Consider the following 22586-nt stretch of genomic DNA (forward strand, 5'->3'; position numbering starts at 1 on the left):
AACATCCTGCTGAAGCTGCTGCAGGCGGCGGACTTCGACACCAAGCGCGCCGAGACCGGGCTCATCTACATCGACGAGGTCGACAAGATCGCGCGCAAGGCGGAGAACCCCTCGATCACGCGAGATGTCTCGGGGGAAGGTGTGCAGCAGGCGCTGCTGAAGATCCTCGAGGGCACGGTAGCGTCGGTGCCGCCGCAGGGCGGTCGCAAGCATCCGCATCAGGAGTTCATCCAGATCGACACGACGAACGTGCTGTTCATCGTCGCGGGTGCGTTCGCGGGGCTCGAAGACATCATCTCATCGCGCGTCGGCAAGCACGGCGTCGGTTTCGGCGCCTCCCTGCACCGCAAGGACGAGGACGTCAACCTGTTCGGCGAGGTGCAGCCCGAAGACCTGCACAAGTTCGGGCTCATCCCCGAGTTCATCGGTCGGCTCCCCGTCGTGGCCTCGGTGTCGCCGCTCGATCGTTCGGCGCTCATGGAGATCCTCACCGCGCCGAAGAATGCCCTGGTCAAGCAGTATCAGCGCATGTTCGACCTCGACGGTGTCGCGCTCGAGTTCGAGGAGGAGGCGCTCGAGGCGATCGCCGACCTCGCCGTCGCGCGAAAGACCGGCGCACGCGGTTTGCGGGCGATCCTCGAAGACGTGCTCGGTCCGATCATGTTCGAGATCCCGTCGACCGAAGACGCCACGAAGGTCATCGTCACCCGAGCCGCGGTCGATGAGGGTGCGTCGCCGACGCTCGTGCTGCGGCAGAGGCGCAAGAGCGCCTAGCGGCGCGCCGGCGTGGCGGGCCGGGTTCGGACTCACTCCGTCGGCATGAGGCCCCGACGTTCCAACAGCGGCTGGATGTCGGCATCTCGCCCGCGGAAGTCGCGGTATGCCTCGAGCGGGTCCTTCGATCCGCCGATGCCGAGCAGTCGCTGGCGGAATCGATCGCCGTTGGCGCGGGTGAGTCCGCCGTTGTCGCGGAACCATTCGACGGTGTCGGCGTCGAGCACTTCGCTCCAGATGTACGAGTAGTACCCGGCGCTGTAGCCGCCGGCGAACACGTGCGCGAAGTACGTCGACGAATAGCGCGGCGGGACGAGGGCGTCGTCGAGCCCGATGTCGGCCAGGGCGGAGGCCTCGAATGCGGCGACATCGATGTCGCGCGCCGCGTGTTCGGCGGAGAGCAGATGCCAGGCCTGATCGAGCCAGGCCGCCGCCAGATATTCACTCGTGGAGAAGCCCTGGTTGAACGTCTCGGAGGCGTGCAGCCTGTCGAGCACCTCTGCGGGCAGCGGCTCACCGGTGTCGAGGTGCCGCGCGTACCGGGCGATGATCTCGGGCCAGTAGATCCACATCTCGTTGACCTGGCTGGGGAACTCCACGAAGTCGCGGTAGACGTTGGTCCCTGCGAAGTGCGGGTAGGTGACACGGGCGAACAGACCGTGCAGCGCGTGCCCGAATTCGTGGAACAGCGTGGTGACCTCGTCGAGCGTCAGCAGGGTCGGCTGTCCTGCCGTCGGTTTGGGCACATTCAGGTTGTTCACGACGACAGGCAGGGTACCGCGCAGGGTCGATTGCGACACGATGGGGTTCATCCATGCCCCGCCGCGTTTCGTGTCGCGGGTATAGAGATCGAGCAGGTAGAGGCCCACCGCCGAGCCGTCGGCGTCGTGCACCTCGAACACGCGCACCTCGGGGTGGTATCCACGTAGGTCGTCGCGCTCGGTGAAGCTCACCCCGTACAGCTCGGTGGCCGTGCGGAACACACCATCCTGCAGCACGCGCTCGGCTTCGAACCAGGGTCGCAGGGCTGTCGTGTCGAGGTCGTACTCGGCGCGGCGCACCTTCTCGGTGTAGAAGGCCCAGTCGTGCGCCGCGAGGGCGAACGGTTCCGCCTCGGTGTCGACGATCGTCTGAAGAGCCGCCCGCTCGCGAGCGGTGTTCGCCGCGGCCGGCGCTGCGAGGCGGTGGAGCAGATCTCGGACCGCGTCGGGTGAACCGGCGGTCTCGTCCGAGGTGACGAACGCGGCATGCGAATCGAAGCCCAGCAGTGTCGCACGCTCGGCGCGCAGCCGGACGATCTCGGCCAGCACGGCCGCGTTGTCATTCGCATTGCCTCGGCGCGCACGGGCGCGCGACGCATCCATGATCCGCTTGCGGCTCGCCCGGTTGGTGAGGTGCGCGAGATACGGATGCCCCGTGAACAGGGTCAGCGTGACGACATAGCGGCCGTCGAGACCGCGGTCCGCGGCGAGCCCGGCGGCGGCCGAGATCTCGCCCTCGGTGAGTCCGTCGAGCTCTGCCGCATCGTCGAAGACCACCGCGAGGTCGTTGGTTTCGGCGAGCAGATTCTTCTCGAACGTCGTCGTGAGCGACGACAGCCGCTGGTTGAGGGTGGTCAGTCGCGCCTTGGCGTCGTCATCCAGGCCGGCGCCGGCACGCGCCATCTGCCGATAGCGGCGCTCGACAAGGTAGTGCTGCTCCGCGTCGAGGGTGAGGTCGTCGAGTTGATCGTGCAGCGTCTTGACCCGCCAGAACAGGGCGGAATCGAGCTGGATCGCGTCTTGGTGGGCGGCCATGAGCGGGGCGACGGTCTCTTCGATCTCCTGGATCTCGGGCGTCGCATCGGCGGAGCTGACCGTGTAGAAGGCGTGTGCGACGTCCTCGAGCAGGCGCCCGGAGTTCTCCAGCGGGACCATGGTGTTCTCGAACGTCGGCATCGAGCGCACCCGTGTGATCGCGGCGACCTCCTGCCGGTGCTCGGTGAAGGCCTCGTCGAACGCGGGCAGATAGTGCTCGCTGCGAATTCGCGCATAGTCGGGCAGCTGATAGGGGAGTGCGCTCGGGGCGAGCAGGGGATTGCCGAGGGTCATTCCACCAGCCTATGGGTGACCGCCCGTCGACAGAGAGTCATTTGCAAACACACCGCTGCAAACAGCACTTGCAAAGAGAATGTTGCAAAGATATCCTTGCATTATGGAAGAGCCCACAGACGTCGAGACGGATGCCGAAGAGCTCGTCGCGCGAGCACACCGCGACGACCGTGTGCTCGGTCTCGGAGCGCTGCGCGCCCTGTCCCACCCGATCCGCGTACAGATCTACGACATCCTCAGCCAGTACGGGCCACAGACGGCGAGCACCCTTGCCGAGCGACTCGGGGAGTCGAGTGGGTCGACGAGCTACCATCTGCGCGCGCTGGCGAAGCACGACCTCATCCGTGAGGTCGCCGGACGCGGCTCGGGGCGGGAGAGGTGGTGGGAACGCCCGATCGGTGGCGTCACATTCCTCAACGAAGACGCGATCAAGACACCCGCCGGGCGTGCCGTGACACAGCTGGCGATGCGGGAGTTCTTCCGGAATCGAAGCGATCAGCTGCGGGAGTTCACCGAGCACGGGATCGAGCGCGAGAGCGAGGACTGGCGTGACGCGAGTCTCATCTCGACCGCGTCCGCAAACCTGACGGCCGCACAGACCCGGGAGCTGAGTCGAAAGATCATGGCACTGGTGGATGAAACCGTCCGCGCCCACCGTCACCAAGCGGGAGAGGGTGTGCGGCCCGTCACGATGCGCGTCGACGTCTTCCCGCTCCCCGGATTGGACTGATCATGACAACGATGACCGCCGCATGCCTTCCGGCTCGCATCACACGGACCGAGAAGATGCTCTTGCGCATGGCCGCCGCAGCCACCCGCTACGTCTCCGCGCGGGCGGCCCGGCGCACCGCAGCGCCTCATCGGCGTCTGTTGATGGCCCAGGCCCAGAGCGATATGGCCCGTCGCATAGCCGAGGGCTACGGCGCCACCGGCATGCTTCCGCGATGACCCGCACGCGACAGCGGTACGGGAGGGACGCTGCGCGCCGCTCGGGCCGACTTCTCGCGGCTCTGGTCGGCAGCGGTGTTCAGCCACCTCGCAGACGGACTGGGCCGCACCGCCGTTCCGGCGGGAGAGGCGATCCGGTGGCTGTGGCGGAACCACAGCGGGGATCGCTCTGGGGGCGCTGCTGGCAGCGCCGGTGGGCTGGCGCTGTGTGCGATGCTCGTCGCCGCGCGTCTGCTGCTCGTCGGCACCAGAAAGGCGGAGGTCGAAGCGACGGAATCAGAGCCCGCGGCCGGAGTCTAGGCGAACGCGTCGTCGTCATCGTGCCGCACGAACACGGCACCCGTGCGGTCGAGGCTCACGACGACTCCCGTGTCGAGCTCGACGACCGGACGCCCTTCGAGCCAGGTCAGCGTCCATCGCGGAAGCGGTTCCCCGGGCGGCAGGTCCGCCTCGACGGCGGCCAGCTGCGCGTGCAACTCCTCGGGGACGGCCGCCGGCGGAGCCGAGCGGGCGGTCCAGCGGGTACCGAGCTGCATCACGCCTCCTCGGTGGGAGCGAGCGCGAGAGCCTCGATGGCGAGCGCGTCACCGCCGCCGACCAGCTCCAGGCTCTGGATGCGCCCCACCGCGCACAGGTCGCCCTCAGCCCGACGCAGGTGCGCGATCGCCGCGTCGTCGGCGCGGAGAGTCAAGGAGGCCACGGGGGTCTTCTGCGAGACCTTCGCCTCGGTCTTGGCACGGCGGATGCCGATGAGGGCCGCACTGACCGAGGTCAGTACACCCGGGTCGGCGTCGATGCCGAGCGGCTCGGGCCAGGCCGCGCGGTGCACGGAGCCCTCCTCGAACCATGACCAGGCCTCCTCAGCGGCGAACGCGAGCACCGGTGCGAGCAGGCGCAGGAGCGTCGACAGTGCGATCCGCAGCGACAGAGCGGCGGATGCCTGCCCGGTGTCGCCCTGATTGTAGGCGCGCTCCTTGACCAGCTCGAGGTAGTCGTCGCAGAAGGTCCAGAAGAACGACTCCGTCACCTCGAGCATCCGTGCGTGATCGTAGGCCTCGAACGCCTTGGTCGCATCACGCACGACCTGGTCGAGCGTGGCGAGCATGCTGGCATCCAGTGCGTGGGTCACCTGTGCCCCCTCGGGCACCGGGAACGACAGCACGAACTTGGCCGCGTTCAGCACCTTGATGGCCAGACGCCGGCCGATCTTGACCTGCGTGGGATTCTGCGGGTCGAACGCGGCGTCGGCACCGAGACGACTGGACGCCGCCCAGTAGCGCACGGCGTCGGTCCCGTGCTGGGCGAGGATATCGGCCGGGGTCACCACGTTGCCCTTCGACTTCGACATCTTCTTGCGGTCGGGGTCGACGATGAAGCCTGAGATCGCGGCATCCGTCCACGGCGCTCGGCCGTCTTCGAGGGCTGAGCGGAGCATCGTCGAGAACAGCCACGTGCGGATGATGTCCTGCCCTTGCGGGCGCACGTCGAACGGCGCGACGACGTTCCACAGCCCGTCGTCGCGCTGCCAGCCGCCGGCGAGCTGCGGCGTCAGCGACGACGTCGCCCACGTGTCGAAGATGTCCTTCTCTGCATCGAACCCGCCCGGAACCCCGCGCTGCTCCTCGGTGTAGCCCGGCGGGACGTCGATCGTCGGGTCCACGGGGAGCGTGGTCGCGTCGGGTGTCAGCACACGGTCGTAGTCGCGCTCGCCGTTCTCATCGAGTGCATACCAGAGGGGAATCGGCACACCGAAGTAGCGCTGCCGCGACACGAGCCAGTCCCCGGTGAGCCCGTTGGTCCAGTTCTCGTAGCGCACACGCATGAAGTCCGGATGCCACGCCATCGACTGACCGAGCGCGATGAGGGTGTCACGCAGCGTCTCGTCGCGCGCGCCGTTGCGCAGGTACCACTGTCGCGTCGACACGATCTCCAGCGGCCGGTCGCCCTTCTCGTAGAACTTCACGGCGTGCTGGAACGGCGCGGACACGCTCTCGAGGCGGCCGGAGGCATCCAACAGCTCGACGATCTCTTTGCGCGCGCTGAACACTGTCTTGCCGGCCAGGCGCGCATATGCGGCCTTGCCCTGCTCGCCGGTGATGACCTCGGGCGCCTCGGCGATCACCCGGCCGTCCTTGCCGAGAATCGTGCGGTTGGGCAGGTCGAGCTCGCGCCACCACACGATGTCGGTGACATCGCCGAAGGTGCAGATCATCGCGATGCCCGAACCCTTGTCCTGCTGCGCGAGCGGGTGCGCGAGGATCGGCACCTCGACATCGAAGAGGGGCGTACGCACGGTGCTGCCGAACAGCGGCTGGTAGCGCTCGTCGTCGGGGTGGGCGACGAGCGCGACGCACGCGGCGAGCAGCTCCGGCCGGGTGGTCTCGATGCACACGTCACCGGAGCCGTCGCTTTTTGCGAAGGCCACGCGGTGGAAGGCGGCCGGCTGCTCGCGGTCCTCGAGCTCTGCCTGCGCGATGGCTGAGCGGAAGTCGATGTCCCACAGCGTGGGCGCGAGCGACTGGTAGGCCTCGCCACGCTCGAGATTGCGCAGGAACGCGAGCTGGCTCGTGCGGATCGTCTCGTCCGAGATCGTGCGGTACGTCTGCGTCCAGTCGACGCTGAGACCGAGTTGACGGAAGACCGACTCGAACGCCTTCTCGTCTTCGAGAGTGAGCTCTTCGCACAGCTCGATGAAGTTGCGGCGGCTGATCGGCTGCTGATCGGCCGGCTTCAGGCTCTTCGCGTCGCCCCGGAACGGCGGTGTGAAGTCCGGCGTGTAGGGGAGCGACGGGTCGCAGCGCACGCCGTAGAAGTTCTGCACGCGGCGTTCGGTCGGCAGGCCGTTGTCGTCCCACCCCATGGGGTAGAAGACCGTCTTTCCGCGCATCCGCTCGTACCGCACCGTGATGTCGGTGTGGGTATAGCTGAAGACGTGGCCGATGTGCAGCGACCCCGACGCGGTCGGCGGGGGAGTGTCGACCGAGAACACCCCAGCGCGACCCTTCGACATGGCGGCATCACGGTCGAACAGGTACGTTCCCGCAGCGGACCACGCGGCATCCCACTTCTGCTCGAGACCTTCGAGGGCGGGCTTGTCGGGAATCGGTCCCCGAGCGGGTCGAAGGGCGTCGGCCATGGGTCTCCTTGCGATATGTGCGGCACCGTGTGAGCGTGCCTGAGTGTGGGATGCGGCCACAGTCTACCGGCCGCGTCTGGGCACGCGCCGTCTGCTCCTCCACGGGTGGGATCGGTCGATGACCTCTCCATAGATCCGCGATACCGAGGCCGAACAGTTGGCGAGACCGGGCACGGTTCTGGGGTGGACCTCGGGTGAACTGCAGCGGCCTGGCGGGGATGGCTCGTCGCGCCGCACGCCGATGCCTACCTCGTCGCCCCCTCGCGAGTGTCCAGCTCCTCGCGAAGCAACGGCGAGAAGGCACGGAGAACGGCAGATCGAGCCCGTGACGAGGGGTAGAATCTCAGGATCGGCGTCGATCCGGCCATCACCGGGGAGCTCTCGGAAGAACCCTTCGGCACGCTCAGGGCGAGTGCATCGAAGGAACTAGAACCGAGCGGGGCAGGCCCGTCACAGCCGCCGTGAAAGCGGGCGGATGCCGCAGGCACCCGCCAAGCGGGGTGGTACCGCGGTCGAACGACCGTCCTCGCAGGAGAACACGACCCTGCGAGAGACACACATGACCTATCCCATCCCCTCGGCCTTCGGCCCTGCGGCAGATGTCGTCCCGAGCCCGCGCTTTCCGGCGATCGAGCGCGAGACGCTGGACTTCTGGAAACGCGACGACACGTTCCGTGCGTCGATCGCTCAACGCGAGGGCGCCGAGGAATGGGTGTTCTACGACGGTCCGCCGTTCGCCAACGGGCTGCCGCACTACGGTCATCTGCTCACGGGCTATGCCAAGGACGTCTTCCCGCGCTTCCAGACCATGCGCGGGAAGAAGGTCGACCGTGTCTTCGGGTGGGACACGCACGGGCTGCCCGCCGAGCTCGAGGCGATGAAGCAGCTCGGCATCACCGAGAAGGACGAGATCGAGCGTATGGGGGTCGCTGCCTTCAACGCCAAGGCGCGTGCCTCAGTGCTCGAGTACACCCGGGAGTGGGAGGACTACGTCACCCGTCAGGCGCGATGGGTCGACTTCGAGCGCGGCTACAAGACCCTCGACACCGGATTCATGGAGTCGGTGCTGTGGGCGTTCAAGAGCCTGTACGACAAGGGACTCGCGTATGAGGGATACCGCGTGCTGCCCTACTGCTGGCGTGACGAGACCCCGCTGAGCAATCACGAGCTGCGCATGGACGACGATGTCTACAAGATGCGCCAGGATCCGTCGGTGACCGTCACGTTCCCACTCGTCGGCGCCAAGGCCGAGACGCTCGGACTCGTCGGCGTGCGCGCGCTGGCCTGGACGACCACGCCCTGGACGCTGCCGACGAACCTCGCGCTCGCGGTGGGTCCCGGCATCCGCTATGTCGTCGTCCCGGGCGGACCGAACGGCGCGGCCGACGTTGCGGCCGGTGATGCGCCCGCGTCGGCGACGGCGCACCACTACCTGCTCGCCGAGGAACTGCTCGCACACCATGCGAAGGACCTCGGCTACGACTCACCCGACGCCGCCCGCGACGCCGTCACGCAGACCGTCCTCGGCGCCGAGCTGCAGGATGTCGCGTACGACCGGCTGTTCGACTACTATGTCGACGCCGACGCGTGGGGAACCGGCACCTCCTGGCGCATCCTCGTCGACGACTACGTCACCACCACCGACGGCACCGGCATCGTGCACCAGGCGCCCGCGTTCGGTGAGGACGACCAGCGGGTGACAGAGGCGGCAGGCATGCCGACGATTCTGTCGCTGGACGACGGCGGCCGGTTCCTCCCGCAGGTGACGGATGTCGCGGGGCAGCTGTGGGCGGATGCGAACCGCCCGCTCATCCGCCTGCTGCGCCAGGAGGGACGACTGCTGCGCGAGGCGAGCTACGAGCACTCGTATCCGCACTGCTGGCGGTGCCGCAACCCGCTCATCTACCGCGCGGTGTCGAGCTGGTTCGTGCGCGTCACAGAGTTCAAGGACCGCATGCTCGCGAACAACGAGCAGATCACATGGGTGCCCGAGAACGTCAAGCACGGCCAGTTCGGCAAATGGCTCGAAGGCGCGCGCGACTGGTCGATCAGCCGCAACCGCTTCTGGGGTTCGCCGATCCCGGTGTGGCGCAGCGATGACCCGGGTCATCCGCGCGTCGACGTCTACGGATCGCTCGCAGAGCTCGAGCGCGACTTCGGGCGGCTGCCGCGCAATGCCGACGGAGAGGTCGATCTGCACCGTCCCTACATCGACGAGCTGACCAGGCCCAACCCCGACGACCCGACAGGCAAGAGCACGATGCGTCGCATCGAGGATGTCTTCGACGTGTGGTTCGACTCGGGTTCGATGCCCTATGCGCAGGTGTACTACCCGTTCGAGAATCACGACTGGTTCGACTCGCACGCGCCTGCGGACTTCATCGTGGAGTACATCGGGCAGACCCGCGGCTGGTTCTACGTGATGCACGTGCTGTCGACGGCGCTCTTCGACCGGCCCGCGTTCACGGGTGTGTCGTGCCACGGCATCGTTCTCGGCAGCGACGGGCAGAAGATGTCGAAGTCGCTGCAGAACTACCCCGACGTCTCCGAGGTGTTCGACCGGGACGGCTCCGACGCGATGCGCTGGTTCCTCATGTCGAGCTCGGTGCTGCGCGGCGGCAACCTCGCCGTCACCGAGGAGGGCATCCGTGCGGGGGTGCGGGAGTTCCTGCTGCCGCTGTGGAACGCGTGGTACTTCTTCACGACGTACGCCAATGCCGCACGCCCCGCGACGGGTTCGGGGAGCGAGGTGACGAGTTCGGCGCGCGAGGGGGGCTATGAGGCAAAGTGGCGCACCGACTCGACCGACGTGCTCGACCGGTACATCCTGTCGCTGACCGGCGAGCTGGTGCGCGATGTCGCCGCCGATCTCGAGGGCCTCGACTCGACCACGGCGGCCGAGCGGCTGCGCGACTTCGCCGAGGCACTGACCAACTGGTACATCCGTCGCTCCCGGGATCGCTTCTGGGAGGGCGGTGACACCGCGGCCTTCGACACGCTGTACACCGTGCTCGAGACGCTCACGCGTGTGGCTGCGCCGCTGATCCCGCTGGTCGCGGAGCGCGTGTGGCAGGGGCTCACGGGCGGTCGCAGCGTGCACCTGACCGACTGGCCCGACGCCGCCGCGTTCCCGGCAGCCACCGATATCCGCTCGGCCATGGATGCGATCCGCGAGGTGTCGTCGGTCGCGAACGCGCTGCGCAAGCGGGAGGGCAAACGGGTGCGTCTGCCGCTCCCGTCGCTGACGGTGGCGGTGATGGATGCCGCTTCCCTGGCGCCGTTCGAGGGCATCCTGCGTGACGAGTTGAATGTGAAGGCGATCGAACTGGTCGAGCTCGGCGACGACGTCGCCGAGCGCTACGGCATCAGCCAGCGGCTCATGGTGAACGCCCGGGCGGCGGGTCCGCGCCTCGGCACGCAGGTGCAGCACGTCATCGCGGGCGCCAAGGCCGGGCTGTGGGAGGAGCAGGACGGCACGGTCGTCGTCGACGGCATCGCCCTCGAGCCGGCCGAGTACGACCTCACGCTGGAGGCGGGCGGTATCGCGGAGGGCACGGCGATCGCCCTGCTCTCGGGCGGCGGATTCGTGCTGCTCGACACGACGACGACCCCCGAGCTGGAAGCCGAGGGCCTGGCACGGGACATCATCCGCGCCGTGCAGGACACGCGTCGTGCCGCCGGCTTCGACGTGAGCGACCGCATCGCCCTACAGCTCACGTTCGACGACGTCGGCGACGCGCAGGCCGCCGAGGCGGGGTTCGATGCCGCCGATGTCGCGGGGGAGACCCTGGCCCTGGCCGTCGTGCTGCGCACCCGCACCGCGACGCTGCGCGCCACCGGCGTGAGCCCCGAACCGGAGTACGCGGCCGAGATCGGTGCCGGAACCTACGCCAATCGGGCAGGGTTCACCGTCGGCGTGACGCGAGTGCAGGCATCCGCGCGCGGTGCGCTGAGCGAGCGGAGTGAGTCGAAGTGAGCGACCGATCCCGCGCCGACGCCGTGTACGAGCGGCTGCTCACCCGGCAGGGCGAGCGCTGGGTGCAGCCGCGCGTGGAGCGCACGCGCCGCGTGCTCGAACTGCTGGACGACCCGCAGCGAACCTATCGCGTCGTGCACATCACGGGCACGAACGGGAAGACCTCGACGGCGCGCATCATCGAGAGCCTCGTGCGTGCACACGGCCTGCGCACGGCGATGTTCACCAGTCCCCATCTGGAGCGCTTCACCGAACGGATCCTCGTCGACGGCGAGCCGGTTGCCGACGCCGCGGTGGCAGACGCATGGGACGAGATCGAGCCGTTCCTGGGGATCGTCGACGCCGAGCTGGGAGCCGCCGGCGACGCGCCGCTGACGTTCTTCGAGATCCTCACGGTGCTCGCCTTCGTGGTGGCCGCCGACGCTCCCGTCGACGTGCTCGTGCTGGAGGTCGGCATGGGCGGCTCGTGGGACTCGACGAACACCGCCGACGGCGACGTCGCCGTGTTCACGCCCATCGACATCGACCATGCCGATCGGCTGGGCGAGACGGTCGCCGAGATCGCCGAGGTCAAGGCTGGCATCATCAAGAACGGCGCGCTGGCGGTGTCGGCGCAGCAGCGGCCGGCTGCGGAGCAGGTGCTGAGGGATGCCGCGGCCGCCTGCGCCGCGCCGATCACCTTCGCCGGCGAGGAGTTCGCCGTCGAAGGCGACCGCCTGGCCGTCGGTGGCCAGGTCGTCTCGGTGCGCGGTCTGGCCGGCACCTACGACGACGTGTATCTGCCGCTGTACGGCGCGCATCAGGGTGCGAACGCCGCGCTGGCCATCGCGGCCGTAGAGGCGCTCATCGGCGGCGGTGCCCGCCCCATCGACGGCGATATCGTCGCCGAGGGCCTCGGCCAGGTCGTCTCGCCCGGGCGCATGGAATTGGTGGGCAGAGAGCCGACGACGATCGTCGACGCCGCGCACAACCCGCACGGGGCGCACGCCCTGGCGGCGGCGCTACGCGACACGTTCGACTTCGACGAGTGGGCGCTCGTGCTGGGCGCCTTCGGCGACAAGGACGTGGCCGGGGTCGTCGACGAGTTGGCACCCGTGGTCGCGCGGGTGTTCGTCACGCCACTGCACTCCGAGCGGGCAGCGCGCGTCGACGAGATCGTCGCGCTGACTCGTGCGGCGGGTCTTGCGACCTCCGCGCACGACGACCTCTTCGACGCGGTGAGCGCGGCCCGCGAATGGGCGGGGGAGTCCGAGCGGCGCGCCGTTGTGATCGCGGGCTCGGTTGTGCTGGCCGGCGAAGCGATCACGCTCGCGCGCGAGGAGGGCTACAAATGACATCCGATGACGCGCAGGTGCCGCAGGCATCCACCCGCCGCCGCGGGGCCGCGGAGTCGCTGGGATCGATCGTCCTCGTGTTCGAGTCGGTGATCGTCTTCCTCGCCGGGCTGGTCGTGTTCGGCCTGGGCGCGCTGCCGCCATACCTGGCGGACTGGTGGGGAATCGTGGCCGGAGCCGTGCTCGGGGTGCTGATGATCGCCGTCGCCGGCATGTTGCGGCACCGGTGGGCGTTCTGGGCCGGCTGGGTGCTGCAGGCGGTACTAGGGCTGGGAGCCCTGCTCGTGCCCGCCATCCTGTTCGTGTTCCTGATTTTCGGCGGCCTCTGGGCGTATGCGACGATCAAGGGTGCCCAGCTCGATGCGCGCAATGCGCGCCGTGCGGCCGAGCCCCTGCCCGACGCCCCGAACGGAGACTGACATGCCCATCGAAGAGACACTCGTCCTGGTAAAGCCCGACGGCGTCGCGCGGGGGCTGACCGGCGCGATCCTCGCCCGCATCGAGGCGAAGGGATACTCGCTGGTGGATCTGCGTCTGGTCGAGCCCGACCGCGTGCGACTCGAGCAGCACTACGCGGAGCACGAGGGCAAACCCTTCTACGAGCCGCTGCTGGAGTTCATGATGTCGGGGCCGAGCGTCGCGATCCGCGTCGCCGGCAACCGCGTCATCGAGGGTTTCCGGTCGCTGGCCGGCACCACCGACCCCACCACGGCAGCCCCCGGCACGGTGCGCGGCGACTACGGCCGCGACTGGGGGCTCGCCGTGCAGCAGAACCTCGTGCATGGCTCGGACAGCCCCGAGTCGGCCGCCCGCGAGCTGCAGATCTGGTTCGGCTGACTCAGAACAGCGAGCCGAAGATGTTGTTCAGCGCGTCCAGACGCAGCTGGGCGAGCAGGACGACCACCGCGTAGCTGACGACCGCCAGCAGCGGCACCCAGCTCATCAGCCATGCGGCCCCGCGCCGCACCGCGGGGGGAGCGGGCAGGATGCCGGCACGCAGGATGTGCAGAGTGACCGCATAGAACGACGGGATCGTCACGAGCCACGTCACCATGCACCACGGGCACAGTGTGCCCAGCGCGAAGATGCTCTGGGAGATCAGCCAGCATACGAAGCAGAACGCGAAGAGCATGCCCAGCTCGAACAGCCACCAGAACCAGCGGGCGAAGCGTGCACCGGCGAGGATCGCGACCCCGACGACGATCGGCGCGACCCAGCATGCGAGCCCGATCAGCGGATTCGGAAATCCGAACACACGGCCCTGCCACGAGTCCAGATTGGCGGTGCACTGCACCAGCACGCTGAAATCGCACGCGGCGGCCCGACCCGGGTCGGCGAGTGCGGCGAGCTTCTCGAGCGTGAGCTGGAACGCCGCCCACCAGCCGACGACACCGGCGACGATGAGCCAGACGGCGAGTGCGGTGGGGCGGGTGTGCGTCCGCGATCGATCCTGTGGCATGACGAGGATTATTGCAGGCGCGGCTGTGTGAAGGGGCGTCTGGATGCCGCGCGCGGTGTCGTCGGTTCGGGCGTGCACGGGTGGTTCGTGCGATAATGGCTGTCGATGCACCGCGCGGCCGCGCCGCGCAACGCATCGCCACAAGACTTCGGGCAACGAACGCCCTCGCAGCGTGAGCATCGGCCCCCGCGGGCCGGATCCCGTTGCAGACCGAGTGAGTTCGCGGTACCGTACTCCGCTCCGCGGGGCGGGAGGCGCCGCACGATTTTCGCCGGGGTGACGCGCGGTGTCGTCCCGCAGGGAGTGCGCCAGAGATGGCTGATGAAGAACATGACCACGACGACCAACGCACCGAGGCACAGCCCGACACGGCTGAGGTGATGCCCACGACCGAAGACGCGGCCGCGGCAGGGGTGGAAGCCGAGACGGATGCCGCGGCCGAGTCGGAAGGCGACGCCGAGCCGGATGCCGATGCCACCGCAGAGGAGGCGACACCGGAGCCTGAGGCGCTGACCGCCGTCGGCCTCGGTCTGCTGCCCGAGGAGTTCGTCTCGCAGGTGTCCACGGCGCTGCACTTCTACGCGCCGGAGATCACGCTGCTGCCCGAGCTGCCGCGCCATGATCCCGTCGAGGGCGGTTCGTCGCCGCGGCGGCGGCGGCGCCGGGGCGGTGGCGGAGAGGACGCGGCCGAAGCGAGCGGGGGCGGCAGGTCCGAAGGCTCCGGCCGCGGCGGCCGTTCGCGGCAGCGTGCCGTGGAGTACATCACCGAGCCGCAGCGCATCAAGGGCTCCACTCGCTTGGAGGCCAAGAAGCAGCGTCGCCGCGACGGCCGCGAAGCCGGCCGCCGGCGCACGGTGGTCACCGAGGCCGAGTTTTTGGCCCGGCGCGAGTCCGTCGACCGGGCCATGGTGGTGCGCTCCAAGAACGGGCGCGTGCAGATCGCGGTGCTCGAAGACGACGTCCTCGTCGAACACTACGTTGCCCGCAATCAAGACGCGTCTCTCATCGGCAACGTCTACCTCGGTCGTGTGCAGAACGTCCTGCCCAGCATGGAGGCCGCGTTCGTCGACATCGGCCGCGGTCGCAACGCGGTGCTGTATTCGGGCGAGGTCGACTGGGACGCCGTCGAGACCGACAACCAGCCGCGGCGCATCGAGCTCGCCCTCAAGCCCGGCGACACGGTCCTCGTGCAGGTCACCAAAGATCCGGTGGGGCACAAGGGGGCGCGTCTGACGAGTCAGGTCTCGCTTCCCGGCCGGTACCTCGTGTACGTGCCGGGCGGCGCCATGAACGGCATCTCGCGAAAGCTGCCCGACACGGAGCGTGCCCGGCTGAAGAAGATCCTCAAGGAGGTGCTGCCGGAGTCCTCCGGCGTCATCGTCCGCACCGCAGCCGAAGGAGCGACTGAGGATCAGCTGACGCGTGACGTGCATCGGCTGACGGCGCAGTGGGAGTACATCTCACGGCAGTCCGAGACGCAGCAAGCCCCGGCGCTGCTGCACTCCGAGCCCGATCTGCTCGTGAAGATCGTGCGCGACGTGTTCAATGAGGACTTCATCAAGATGTCGATCCAGGGCGACGACGCGCACGCGACCATCACCCAGTATCTCGAGAGCGTGGCGCCCGACCTGCTCGAGCGCGTCGAGACGTACGCCGGCGACAAGGACCCGTTCGATGAGTTCCGCATCAGCGAGCAGATCGAGAAGGCCCTGGACCGCAAGGTATGGCTGCCCTCCGGCGGGTCGCTGGTGATCGATCGCACCGAGGCCATGACGGTCATCGACGTCAACACCGGCAAGTTCGTCGGCACCGGCGGCAACCTCGAAGAGACGGTCACCAAGAACAACCTCGAGGCGGCCGAGGAGATCGTGCGTCAGCTGCGCCTGCGCGACATCGGCGGGATCATCGTCGTCGACTTCATCGACATGGTGCTCGAATCCAACCGGGATCTCGTGCTGCGCCGGCTCATCGAATGCCTGAGCCGCGACCGCACCAAGCACCAGGTCGCCGAGGTCACCTCGCTCGGTCTGGTTCAGATGACCCGCAAGAAGCTGGGCCTGGGCCTGCTCGAGACCTTCAGCGAGCCGTGTGAGGTCTGCGCCGGACGCGGGGTCGTGGTGCACCACGACCCTGTGGTCAAGCACCGCGGCTCGTCAGGGGGGTCGGGTCGCCGCTCCCGCGCCGCGAGCCAGCCGTCCGCACCGAATGGGAGCACCCACGTGATCACCGAGGGCGCCAAGTCCGCCCTCGCACAGATCGCGGCATCGACGATCCAGGCACCCGCCGAGGACGAGAGCGTCGTTGCGATCACGCTGCCCGAGCCGGCGCCGGCGCCCGAGCGCAAGAAGCGCAAGAAGCGCACAGAGTCGACGCGACCGAAGAGCGAAGCCGAAGCGCTGCTCGACTCGGTGCTCGACGCGCTTCCGGAGCCCAAGGCCCCCGGTCAGGGGCGTTCGGCACGCCGGCGTGTGACCACGGCGGCGCTGACCGGCACACCGGTCGTGCAGCCCGAGTCCGACTGAAGCGGCTCAGGGGCGCACGCGGCGTTCGCGCGCCGTCACACGCAGGCCGGAGGCGATGAGCCGGCGCACCAGCGTGTGGCCGTCGACCGGCTCGGCGCCGGCCGCGACCAGGCGGGCGTGCGCGTTCTCTGGCACGTCGTAGTGATCGTGATCGAATCCGCGGCGAGGGATGCCGTTGGCCGCGGCGAACGCGTGCAGCTCCTCGATGTCGGAGTCGCTGACGAGGTGCGCCCACAGGCGCCCGTGCGCCGGCCAGCGCGGCTCGTCGATGAGGATCGTCACGGCCCGAGTCTAGGCAGCCGCGCCTCGCTTTGCGCGTCCGGCCCGCGATCCGGTAAACTAGACCGCTGGTGCGTCGAGAAATCCGCACCACGGTCTTGCGGGACATCCGAATCAGTCATGCGAGCGCTGAGCGCTCCTGAAGAAACAGGTATGAAGTGGTTTACGCAGTTGTGCGCGCCGGTGGTCGGCAGGAGAAGGTCGAGGTCGGCACGGTCCTCCAGGTCGACCGGGTGAAGGCGGCGGAAGGCGAGACCATCGAGCTGCCCGCTGTCCTCCTCGTCGACGGCGATGCCGTCACGACCGACGCCGACAAGCTCGCGAAGGTCAAGGTCACCGCCGAGGTCATCCGCGATCTGCGCGGCCCGAAGATCGTCATCCAGAAGTTCAAGAACAAGACCGGGTACAAGAAGCGCCAGGGCCACCGCCAGGAGCTCACCCGCGTCAAGATCACCGGCATCAAGTAACCAGAAGAGGCACGAAGAGATGGCACACAAGAAGGGCGCAAGCTCCACCCGCAACGGGCGTGACTCCAATGCGCAGCGACTCGGCGTGAAGCGCTTCGGGGGTCAGACCGTCAACGCGGGCGAGATCCTCGTACGTCAGCGCGGCACGCACTTCCACCCCGGCGCGAACGTCGGCCGCGGTGGCGACGACACCCTGTTCGCCCTGGCCGCCGGTGCGGTCGAGTTCGGCCGCAAGGGCGGCCGCAAGGTCGTCAATATCGTCGCTGTCGCCGAGTGACGCACTCGCACACACAGCGTTCGTGACGGGGCGGGCTTCGGCCCGTCCCGTCACGCGTATCCGTAGGAGCCCGCATGGTCACGTTCGTCGACGAGGTGACGCTACACCTGCGCGCGGGAAAGGGCGGCAACGGCTGCGTGTCGGTCCGCCGCGAGAAGTTTAAACCGCTCGCCGGGCCTGACGGCGGCAACGGCGGCAACGGCGGTGACATCGTCCTGGTCGCCGACCCGCAGGTGACCACCCTGCTCTCATACCATCACTCGCCGCACCGTTCCGGCGGCAACGGCGGGTTCGGCATGGGCGACAACCGCTCCGGCGCCGCAGGCGAGTCGCTCGAGCTGCCGGTCCCCGTCGGCACCGTGGTCAAGGACTCCGACGGAACCGTGCTCACCGATCTGGTCGAGCCCGGCGTGCGTTTCGTCGTCGCACCCGGCGGGCAGGGAGGCCTCGGCAACGCCGCGCTGGCCAACCAGAAGCACAAGGCCCCCGGATTCGCCCTGCTGGGCACGCCCGGCTGGGAGGGCGATATCGTCCTCGAGCTGAAGACTGTCGCCGACGTCGCACTCGTGGGCTTCCCGTCGGCGGGGAAGTCGAGCCTCATCTCGGCCATCTCGGCGGCCCGGCCGAAGGTCGCCGACTACCCGTTCACGACCCTCCACCCGAATCTGGGGGTCGTGCAGGCCGGTGATGTGCGGTACACGGTCGCCGATGTCCCGGGGCTCATCGAGGGTGCGAGCGAGGGCCGCGGACTCGGGCTCGAGTTCCTGCGGCATGTCGAGCGATGCTCGGCTCTGGTGCACGTGCTCGACTGCGCGACGCTCGAGCCGGGGCGTGACCCGATCAGCGATCTCGACGTGATCCTCGGAGAGCTCGCGGCGTACCCCGTGGCCGAGGGTGAGATGCCGCTGGTCGAGCGCCCGCAGCTCGTGGCGCTGAACAAGGTCGACGTGCCCGAAGCCAAGGATCTGGCCGGCCTGGTGCGCCCCGACCTCGAAGCGCGTGGATTCCGCGTCTTCGAGATCTCGGCAGTCGCGCATCGGGGTCTGCGTGAGCTGACCTTCGCCCTGGCACAGGTGGTCGAGGAGCATCGCGCTTCGGTCGCCGACGCGCCGGCCGCGCCCCGCGTGGTGATTCGCCCGCGCGGTGCCGACCGCGACTTCTCGGTGCGGGTCGAGGGCGGATCGCACGGCCCCGTGTATCGCATCCTGGGCACGAAGCCCGTGCGCTGGGTGCAGCAGACCGACTTCCAGAACGATGAGGCGGTCGGCTTCCTCGCCGATCGGCTGCAGAAGCTCGGCGTCGAGGACGAGCTGTTCCGTGCCGGTGCCGTTCCCGGCGCGACCGTGGTCATCGGCGACGGCGACGGTGTCGTCTTCGACTGGGACCCCGCACTGACGTCTGCGGCCGAGATCACCACTGCGCCGCGCGGCACCGACCCCCGTCTCGAGCAGGGCGGCCGCCGCACGACAGCGCAGCGCCGCGAGCAGTACCACGAGCTGATGGATGCGAAGGCGGCCGCACGTGCGGAGCTGGAGGCAGAGCGAGTCGCGGCCGGGTGGGCGCTCGATGACGAGGACGACGAGTGACTGCCTGGGAGCGCCGCGACCTGGCGTCGTCGCGGCGCATCGTCGTGAAAGTGGGCTCGTCGTCGATCAGCGGTGAAAGCGCGGGCCGCATCGGCCCACTCGTCGACGCACTGGCGGGCGCGCACCGGCGTGGCACCGAGGTGGTGCTGGTCTCGTCCGGCGCGATCTCGACGGGGATGCCCTACCTCGACCTCGACAGCCGGCCGACGGACCTGGCGACGCAGCAGGCGGCCGCCGCGGTGGGGCAGAACGTGCTCATCTACCGCTACCAGGACGCACTGCGGCCGTACGAGATCGTCGCGGGACAGGTGCTCCTCACCGCCGGCGACCTCGAGAACCCCGCGCATCGCTCGAACGCGCAGCGGGCGATGGAACGGCTGCTGAGCCTGCGGATCCTGCCGATCGTCAACGAGAACGACACCGTCGCGACGCACGAGATCCGGTTCGGCGACAACGACCGCCTGGCTGCGCTGGTGGCGCAGCTGATCGGTGCGGACGCGCTCGTGCTGCTCAGTGACATCGAGTCGCTTTACACGCGTCCGCCGGACGAACCCGGCGCGATGCCCATCAACCGCATCCAGCACGACGACGACCTGTCGGCGCTCGAGTTCGGGGCAGTGGTGGTCAACAGCGTCGGCACCGGGGGAGCGGCCACCAAGGTGTCCGCGGCGCGGCTGGCCGCGGCATCCGGCATCGGCACTCTCGTCACCGGCACCGACCTCGTCACCCAGGCGCTCGCGGGTGCCGAGATCGGCACGTGGTTCGCGCCGCACCCTGCCGCCGTCACACGCCCCGTCGATACACTGTAAGCATGATGACGACGGCCACCAGCGCGCGCGAGCGCATGAAGGCGGCGAAGACCGCCGCACGCTCGATCGGACTGCTGACCGATGCCGAGAAGCACGATGCGCTGCACGCCATCGCCGCTGCCATCGAGGAGGCCTCGGACGATATCGTCGCGGCGAATGCGTCGGATCTCGAGCGCGGTCGTGCCGACGGGCTGTCCACCGCGTTGCAGGACCGGCTTCGTCTCGACGCCGGTCGCGTCGCTGCGCTGGCCGCCGCTGTGCGCGACGTGGCGGCGCTGCCCGACCCGGTGGGTCGCGTGCTTGACGAGCGCACTTTGGCCAACGGCGTGCAGCTGACCAAGGTCTCGGTGCCCTTCGGGGTCGTCGGCTCGATCTACGAGGCGCGTCCGAATGTCACGGTCGACATCGCCGCGCTCGCGCTTCGTGCGGGCAACGCCGTCGTGCTGCGCGGGGGGTCAGCGGCGCTCGAGACCAATGCGGCCCTCATCGGCGTGATGTGCGCGGCGCTGGCAGCGCGGGGCATCGACCCCGACGCGATCCAGACCGTCGATGACTTCGGGCGCGACGGCGCCCGGGAACTCATGCAGGCGCGCGGACTGGTCGACGTGCTCGTACCCCGCGGCAGTGCGCAGCTGATCGAGACGGTGGTGACCGAGTCGTCGGTGCCGGTCATCGAGACCGGTGCCGGTGTGGTGCACGTCCTGCTGGATGCCTCGGCTCCGCTGGACTGGGCACGCGACATCGTCGTGAACGCGAAGGTGCAGCGGCCCAGCGTATGCAACGCCGTCGAGACCGTCCTGGTGCACCGCGATGCGGCTGGCCGCATCGTCTCGCCCGTCGTCGCGGCGCTGCGGGAGCAGGGTGTCACCGTGCACGGCGACGCGAGCGTCGCGCAGCTCGCCGACGGCGTGGTGGCGGCCACTGACGACGATTGGGGCAACGAATACGGCAGCCTCGATGTTGCTATGCGCCTCGTCGACGATCTCGACGACGCGCTCGCCCACATCCGTCGGTATTCGACCCACCACACCGAGGCGATCGTCAGCGAGGACGCTGCGAGCGTGGACCGCTTTCTCGCAGAGGTCGATTCTGCGGTCGTCATGGCCAACGCATCGACGCGGTTCACCGACGGCGGCGAGTTCGGCTTCGGAGCCGAGGTGGGCATCTCGACCCAGAAGCTGCACGCGCGCGGGCCGATGGGCCTGCCCGAGCTGACCAGCACGAAGTGGCTGGCGCGCGGCGCCGGGCAGGTGCGCGAGTGAGTCTAGACTTGACCCGAGGAACACCACGCACGCGAACGGAGTAACGATGCAGCTCGCAACGGTTGTAGCCGCAGTCAGCGCTGAGGCACACCCCGACAACGTCATGCTCGAGACGATCTGGTACCCGATCGTGGCGCTGGTCGTGTTCGCGCTCCTCGCATTTGTGACCTTCTCGTACCGTGATGTGGCCAACCGCCATGTCGCGAAGGCAGAAGCGTACGCACGCACACACGGCCCGACTCACCCGCAGGACCTGGATGCGGAGGACGGCGACTAGGCCGTTGCATGTCGGGCGAAGGGCGTGCTCCGCGGATCGGGGTCATGGGTGGGACGTTCGACCCCATCCACCACGGCCACCTCGTCGCAGCGAGTGAAGTCGCGCAGTCGTTCGATCTCGACGAAGTCGTGTTCGTTCCGACCGGTCGCCCGTGGCAGAAGGCAGAGGTCACCTCGAGCGAGCACCGGTACCTGATGACGGTGATCGCCACGGCATCCAATCCCCGATTCACCGTGAGCCGAGTGGACATCGACCGTGCCGGCCCCACGTATACCGCTGATACGCTGCGCGAACTTCGGGAGCATCGACCGGATGCTGAGCTCTTCTTCATCACGGGCGCAGACGCCATTGCGCAGATTCTCAGTTGGAGAGAGCATGATGAACTCTGGAATCTGGCGCATTTCGTCGCGGTATCGCGACCCGGCCACGTCCTCGACATAGGCGGATTGCCCGAGGGGAAGGTCTCCCAGTTGGAGGTCCCCGCTCTCGCGATCTCGTCCACGGACTGCCGCGAGCGCGTTCATCACGGAAACCCGGTGTGGTATCTCGTTCCCGACGGGGTCGTCCAATACATTGCAAAGCATCACCTCTATCGGAGCACGGCATGAGCACACCCGACCACGACACCGGTCCGGGACTGACCCGCAAGCAGATGCGGGCGCTGCGAAAGACGGGCGCTATGCCTGTCCAGAGCCCGGACGCGCCCGCGCCCGTGAACCCGCCCGAAGCACACCTGCCGCGGCCGGCGGACCCCGTCGTGATGCCGACTCCGCCCCGCCCGGACGAGCAGGTCGATCTCGGTGCGGCGCCAATCACGCGCCGTCAGGCGCGGGAGCAGGAGCGCATCCGCACGGCGTCGGTTCCGGTGGTCACACCGGTCGATGCGCCGGAGGAGACGGCGGATGCTGCCGAGCCGGCACCCTCCGCGTGGGCGCCCGTATCGGGCGAACCGGCTGCTGCCGAGGAAGCGGCCCCCGTGTCGAGTCCGGTTGTGGTCGCCGACCGCGACGCCGACGATTCGGACGATGCGCACGACGAGCCGTTCGGTCTCGCCTCCGGCGCCGTGGAGGAGTCGCAGGACGAGCCCGAGCCGCAGGACGAGCCCGAGCCGCAGGATGATGCCGCACCGGGGGACGAGTTCACGCCTCAGACGTCCGCGCAGGAGCCGGACCAAGCCGATTCGCGACCGCTGCTGCGTCCCGGGTTCGGTGGTGCGCTGCTCGACGAGTCGAGCACGCCTGCGAAGGGACCCGGCGGAACGTCGCTGCCTCCGTCGTTCGATGAGCTGATCGCGCGAGGCTCGTCGACGACTGGGTCTGTCGCGACGTCGAACGCGCTGATCCTGGCACCGGCCGAGGCACCGCTGACGGCACCGGTCACATCGACCGGC

General features: G+C 68.7%; 19 protein-coding genes and 1 pseudogene. 15 read left to right on the forward strand and 5 right to left on the reverse strand.

Going from position 1 to position 22586, the window contains the following annotated elements; translation table 11 throughout:
• Positions 1 to 774, forward strand: a 774-nt coding sequence (gene clpX, locus ACK5IN_RS07520; RefSeq protein WP_416895576.1) for an ATP-dependent Clp protease ATP-binding subunit ClpX, incomplete at its 5' end; no start/stop codon positions are given.
• A gap of 32 nt (positions 775 to 806) precedes the next feature.
• On the opposite strand, the gene ACK5IN_RS07525 is transcribed toward clpX, so the two are convergent.
• The gene (locus ACK5IN_RS07525) at positions 807 to 2864 is read right to left on the reverse strand and encodes a M3 family metallopeptidase (protein WP_416895577.1); all 2058 of its coding nucleotides are present in this window, start codon (positions 2862 to 2864) and stop codon (positions 807 to 809) included.
• Positions 2865 to 2967: 103 nt separating this feature from the next.
• Here ACK5IN_RS07525 and ACK5IN_RS07530 point away from each other — a divergent pair, with 103 nt between their 5' ends.
• Positions 2968 to 3594 (forward strand): ArsR/SmtB family transcription factor, encoded by a 627-nt coding sequence (locus ACK5IN_RS07530; RefSeq protein ID WP_416895578.1) that lies wholly within the window; start codon positions 2968 to 2970, stop codon positions 3592 to 3594.
• A gap of 514 nt (positions 3595 to 4108) precedes the next feature.
• Here the strand turns inward: ACK5IN_RS07530 and ACK5IN_RS07535 are convergent.
• Together ACK5IN_RS07535 and valS are read right to left on the reverse strand one after the other, a co-directional pair.
• Positions 4109 to 4348, reverse strand: coding sequence for a hypothetical protein (locus ACK5IN_RS07535; protein WP_416895579.1), 240 nt, complete (start codon positions 4346 to 4348; stop codon positions 4109 to 4111).
• Positions 4348 to 6948, reverse strand: a complete 2601-nt coding sequence (gene valS, locus ACK5IN_RS07540; protein ID WP_416895580.1) for a valine--tRNA ligase — start codon at positions 6946 to 6948, stop codon at positions 4348 to 4350. Before valS ends, ACK5IN_RS07535 begins: the two co-directional genes overlap by 1 nt.
• 559 nt (positions 6949 to 7507) lie before the next feature.
• Here valS and ileS point away from each other — a divergent pair.
• The 4 genes from ileS to ndk are packed head-to-tail and all read left to right on the forward strand — an operon-like array spanning position 7508 to position 13095.
• On the forward strand, positions 7508 to 10924 hold the full coding sequence (gene ileS / locus ACK5IN_RS07545) for an isoleucine--tRNA ligase (protein ID WP_416895581.1): 3417 nt from the start codon (positions 7508 to 7510) through the stop codon (positions 10922 to 10924).
• Positions 10921 to 12258, forward strand: coding sequence for a bifunctional folylpolyglutamate synthase/dihydrofolate synthase (locus ACK5IN_RS07550; protein ID WP_416895582.1), 1338 nt, complete (start codon positions 10921 to 10923; stop codon positions 12256 to 12258). The genes ileS and ACK5IN_RS07550 overlap by 4 nt, the downstream gene beginning before the upstream one ends.
• Positions 12255 to 12677, forward strand: coding sequence for a DUF4233 domain-containing protein (locus ACK5IN_RS07555; protein ID WP_416895583.1), 423 nt, complete (start codon positions 12255 to 12257; stop codon positions 12675 to 12677). Before ACK5IN_RS07550 ends, ACK5IN_RS07555 begins: the two co-directional genes overlap by 4 nt.
• A 1-nt stretch (position 12678) precedes the next feature.
• Positions 12679 to 13095 carry a nucleoside-diphosphate kinase gene (gene ndk, locus ACK5IN_RS07560; protein WP_416895584.1) on the forward strand — a complete coding sequence of 139 codons (417 nt, stop codon included), beginning with the start codon at positions 12679 to 12681 and terminating at the stop codon, positions 13093 to 13095.
• 1 nt (position 13096) lies between these two features.
• On the opposite strand, the gene ACK5IN_RS07565 is transcribed toward ndk, so the two are convergent.
• Entirely contained in the window at positions 13097 to 13717 is a 621-nt protein-coding gene (locus ACK5IN_RS07565) for a vitamin K epoxide reductase family protein (protein ID WP_416895585.1), read from the reverse strand.
• Positions 13718 to 14031: 314 nt separating this feature from the next.
• On the opposite strand from ACK5IN_RS07565, the gene ACK5IN_RS07570 reads away from it, so the two are divergent.
• Positions 14032 to 16239 (forward strand): Rne/Rng family ribonuclease, encoded by a 2208-nt coding sequence (locus ACK5IN_RS07570; protein ID WP_416895586.1) that lies wholly within the window; start codon positions 14032 to 14034, stop codon positions 16237 to 16239.
• 6 nt (positions 16240 to 16245) lie between these two features.
• Here the strand turns inward: ACK5IN_RS07570 and ACK5IN_RS07575 are convergent, their stop codons facing one another.
• Positions 16246 to 16521, reverse strand: coding sequence for a DUF4031 domain-containing protein (locus ACK5IN_RS07575; RefSeq protein ID WP_416895587.1), 276 nt, complete (start codon positions 16519 to 16521; stop codon positions 16246 to 16248).
• Between the two features lie 155 nt (positions 16522 to 16676).
• Here ACK5IN_RS07575 and rplU point away from each other — a divergent pair, with 155 nt between their 5' ends.
• The 8 genes and pseudogenes from rplU to ACK5IN_RS07615 all read left to right on the forward strand — a co-directional run.
• Positions 16677 to 16985, forward strand: a complete 309-nt coding sequence (gene rplU / locus ACK5IN_RS07580; protein ID WP_416895588.1) for a 50S ribosomal protein L21 — start codon at positions 16677 to 16679, stop codon at positions 16983 to 16985.
• A gap of 19 nt (positions 16986 to 17004) precedes the next feature.
• Positions 17005 to 17262 (forward strand): 50S ribosomal protein L27, encoded by a 258-nt coding sequence (gene rpmA, locus ACK5IN_RS07585; RefSeq protein WP_416895589.1) that lies wholly within the window; start codon positions 17005 to 17007, stop codon positions 17260 to 17262.
• 74 nt (positions 17263 to 17336) lie between these two features.
• Positions 17337 to 18848 (forward strand): GTPase ObgE, encoded by a 1512-nt coding sequence (obgE, locus tag ACK5IN_RS07590; RefSeq protein WP_416895590.1) that lies wholly within the window; start codon positions 17337 to 17339, stop codon positions 18846 to 18848.
• Positions 18845 to 19657 carry a glutamate 5-kinase gene (gene proB, locus ACK5IN_RS07595; RefSeq protein WP_416895591.1) on the forward strand — a complete coding sequence of 271 codons (813 nt, stop codon included), beginning with the start codon at positions 18845 to 18847 and terminating at the stop codon, positions 19655 to 19657. The genes obgE and proB overlap by 4 nt, the downstream gene beginning before the upstream one ends.
• 2 nt (positions 19658 to 19659) lie before the next feature.
• Positions 19660 to 20919 carry a glutamate-5-semialdehyde dehydrogenase gene (locus ACK5IN_RS07600; protein ID WP_416895592.1) on the forward strand — a complete coding sequence of 420 codons (1260 nt, stop codon included), beginning with the start codon at positions 19660 to 19662 and terminating at the stop codon, positions 20917 to 20919.
• Positions 20920 to 20965: 46 nt separating this feature from the next.
• On the forward strand, positions 20966 to 21196 hold the full coding sequence (locus ACK5IN_RS07605; protein ID WP_416895593.1) for a hypothetical protein: 231 nt from the start codon (positions 20966 to 20968) through the stop codon (positions 21194 to 21196).
• An 8-nt stretch (positions 21197 to 21204) separates the two neighbouring features.
• Entirely contained in the window at positions 21205 to 21804 is a 600-nt protein-coding gene (gene nadD / locus ACK5IN_RS07610; RefSeq protein WP_416895594.1) for a nicotinate-nucleotide adenylyltransferase, read from the forward strand.
• Positions 21801 to 22586 (forward strand): annotated as a pseudogene (locus ACK5IN_RS07615) (hypothetical protein); the annotation flags it as partial. The gene nadD and the pseudogene ACK5IN_RS07615, both read left to right, overlap by 4 nt.

This window comes from Microbacterium sp. (genome assembly GCF_047971895.1).
Taxonomy (GTDB): domain Bacteria; phylum Actinomycetota; class Actinomycetes; order Actinomycetales; family Microbacteriaceae; genus Microbacterium.

Coding starts and splice junctions, on each gene's coding strand:
- ACK5IN_RS07525 (WP_416895577.1), bottom strand. CDS start 2,864: ATGACCCTCGGCAATCCCCTGCTCGCCCCGAGCGCACTCCCCTATCAG.
- ACK5IN_RS07530 (WP_416895578.1), top strand. CDS start 2,968: ATGGAAGAGCCCACAGACGTCGAGACGGATGCCGAAGAGCTCGTCGCG.
- ACK5IN_RS07535 (WP_416895579.1), bottom strand. CDS start 4,348: ATGCAGCTCGGTACCCGCTGGACCGCCCGCTCGGCTCCGCCGGCGGCC.
- valS (WP_416895580.1), bottom strand. CDS start 6,948: ATGGCCGACGCCCTTCGACCCGCTCGGGGACCGATTCCCGACAAGCCC.
- ileS (WP_416895581.1), top strand. CDS start 7,508: ATGACCTATCCCATCCCCTCGGCCTTCGGCCCTGCGGCAGATGTCGTC.
- ACK5IN_RS07555 (WP_416895583.1), top strand. CDS start 12,255: ATGACATCCGATGACGCGCAGGTGCCGCAGGCATCCACCCGCCGCCGC.
- ndk (WP_416895584.1), top strand. CDS start 12,679: ATGCCCATCGAAGAGACACTCGTCCTGGTAAAGCCCGACGGCGTCGCG.
- ACK5IN_RS07565 (WP_416895585.1), bottom strand. CDS start 13,717: ATGCCACAGGATCGATCGCGGACGCACACCCGCCCCACCGCACTCGCC.
- ACK5IN_RS07570 (WP_416895586.1), top strand. CDS start 14,032: ATGGCTGATGAAGAACATGACCACGACGACCAACGCACCGAGGCACAG.
- rpmA (WP_416895589.1), top strand. CDS start 17,005: ATGGCACACAAGAAGGGCGCAAGCTCCACCCGCAACGGGCGTGACTCC.
- obgE (WP_416895590.1), top strand. CDS start 17,337: ATGGTCACGTTCGTCGACGAGGTGACGCTACACCTGCGCGCGGGAAAG.
- ACK5IN_RS07600 (WP_416895592.1), top strand. CDS start 19,660: ATGATGACGACGGCCACCAGCGCGCGCGAGCGCATGAAGGCGGCGAAG.
- ACK5IN_RS07605 (WP_416895593.1), top strand. CDS start 20,966: ATGCAGCTCGCAACGGTTGTAGCCGCAGTCAGCGCTGAGGCACACCCC.
- nadD (WP_416895594.1), top strand. CDS start 21,205: ATGTCGGGCGAAGGGCGTGCTCCGCGGATCGGGGTCATGGGTGGGACG.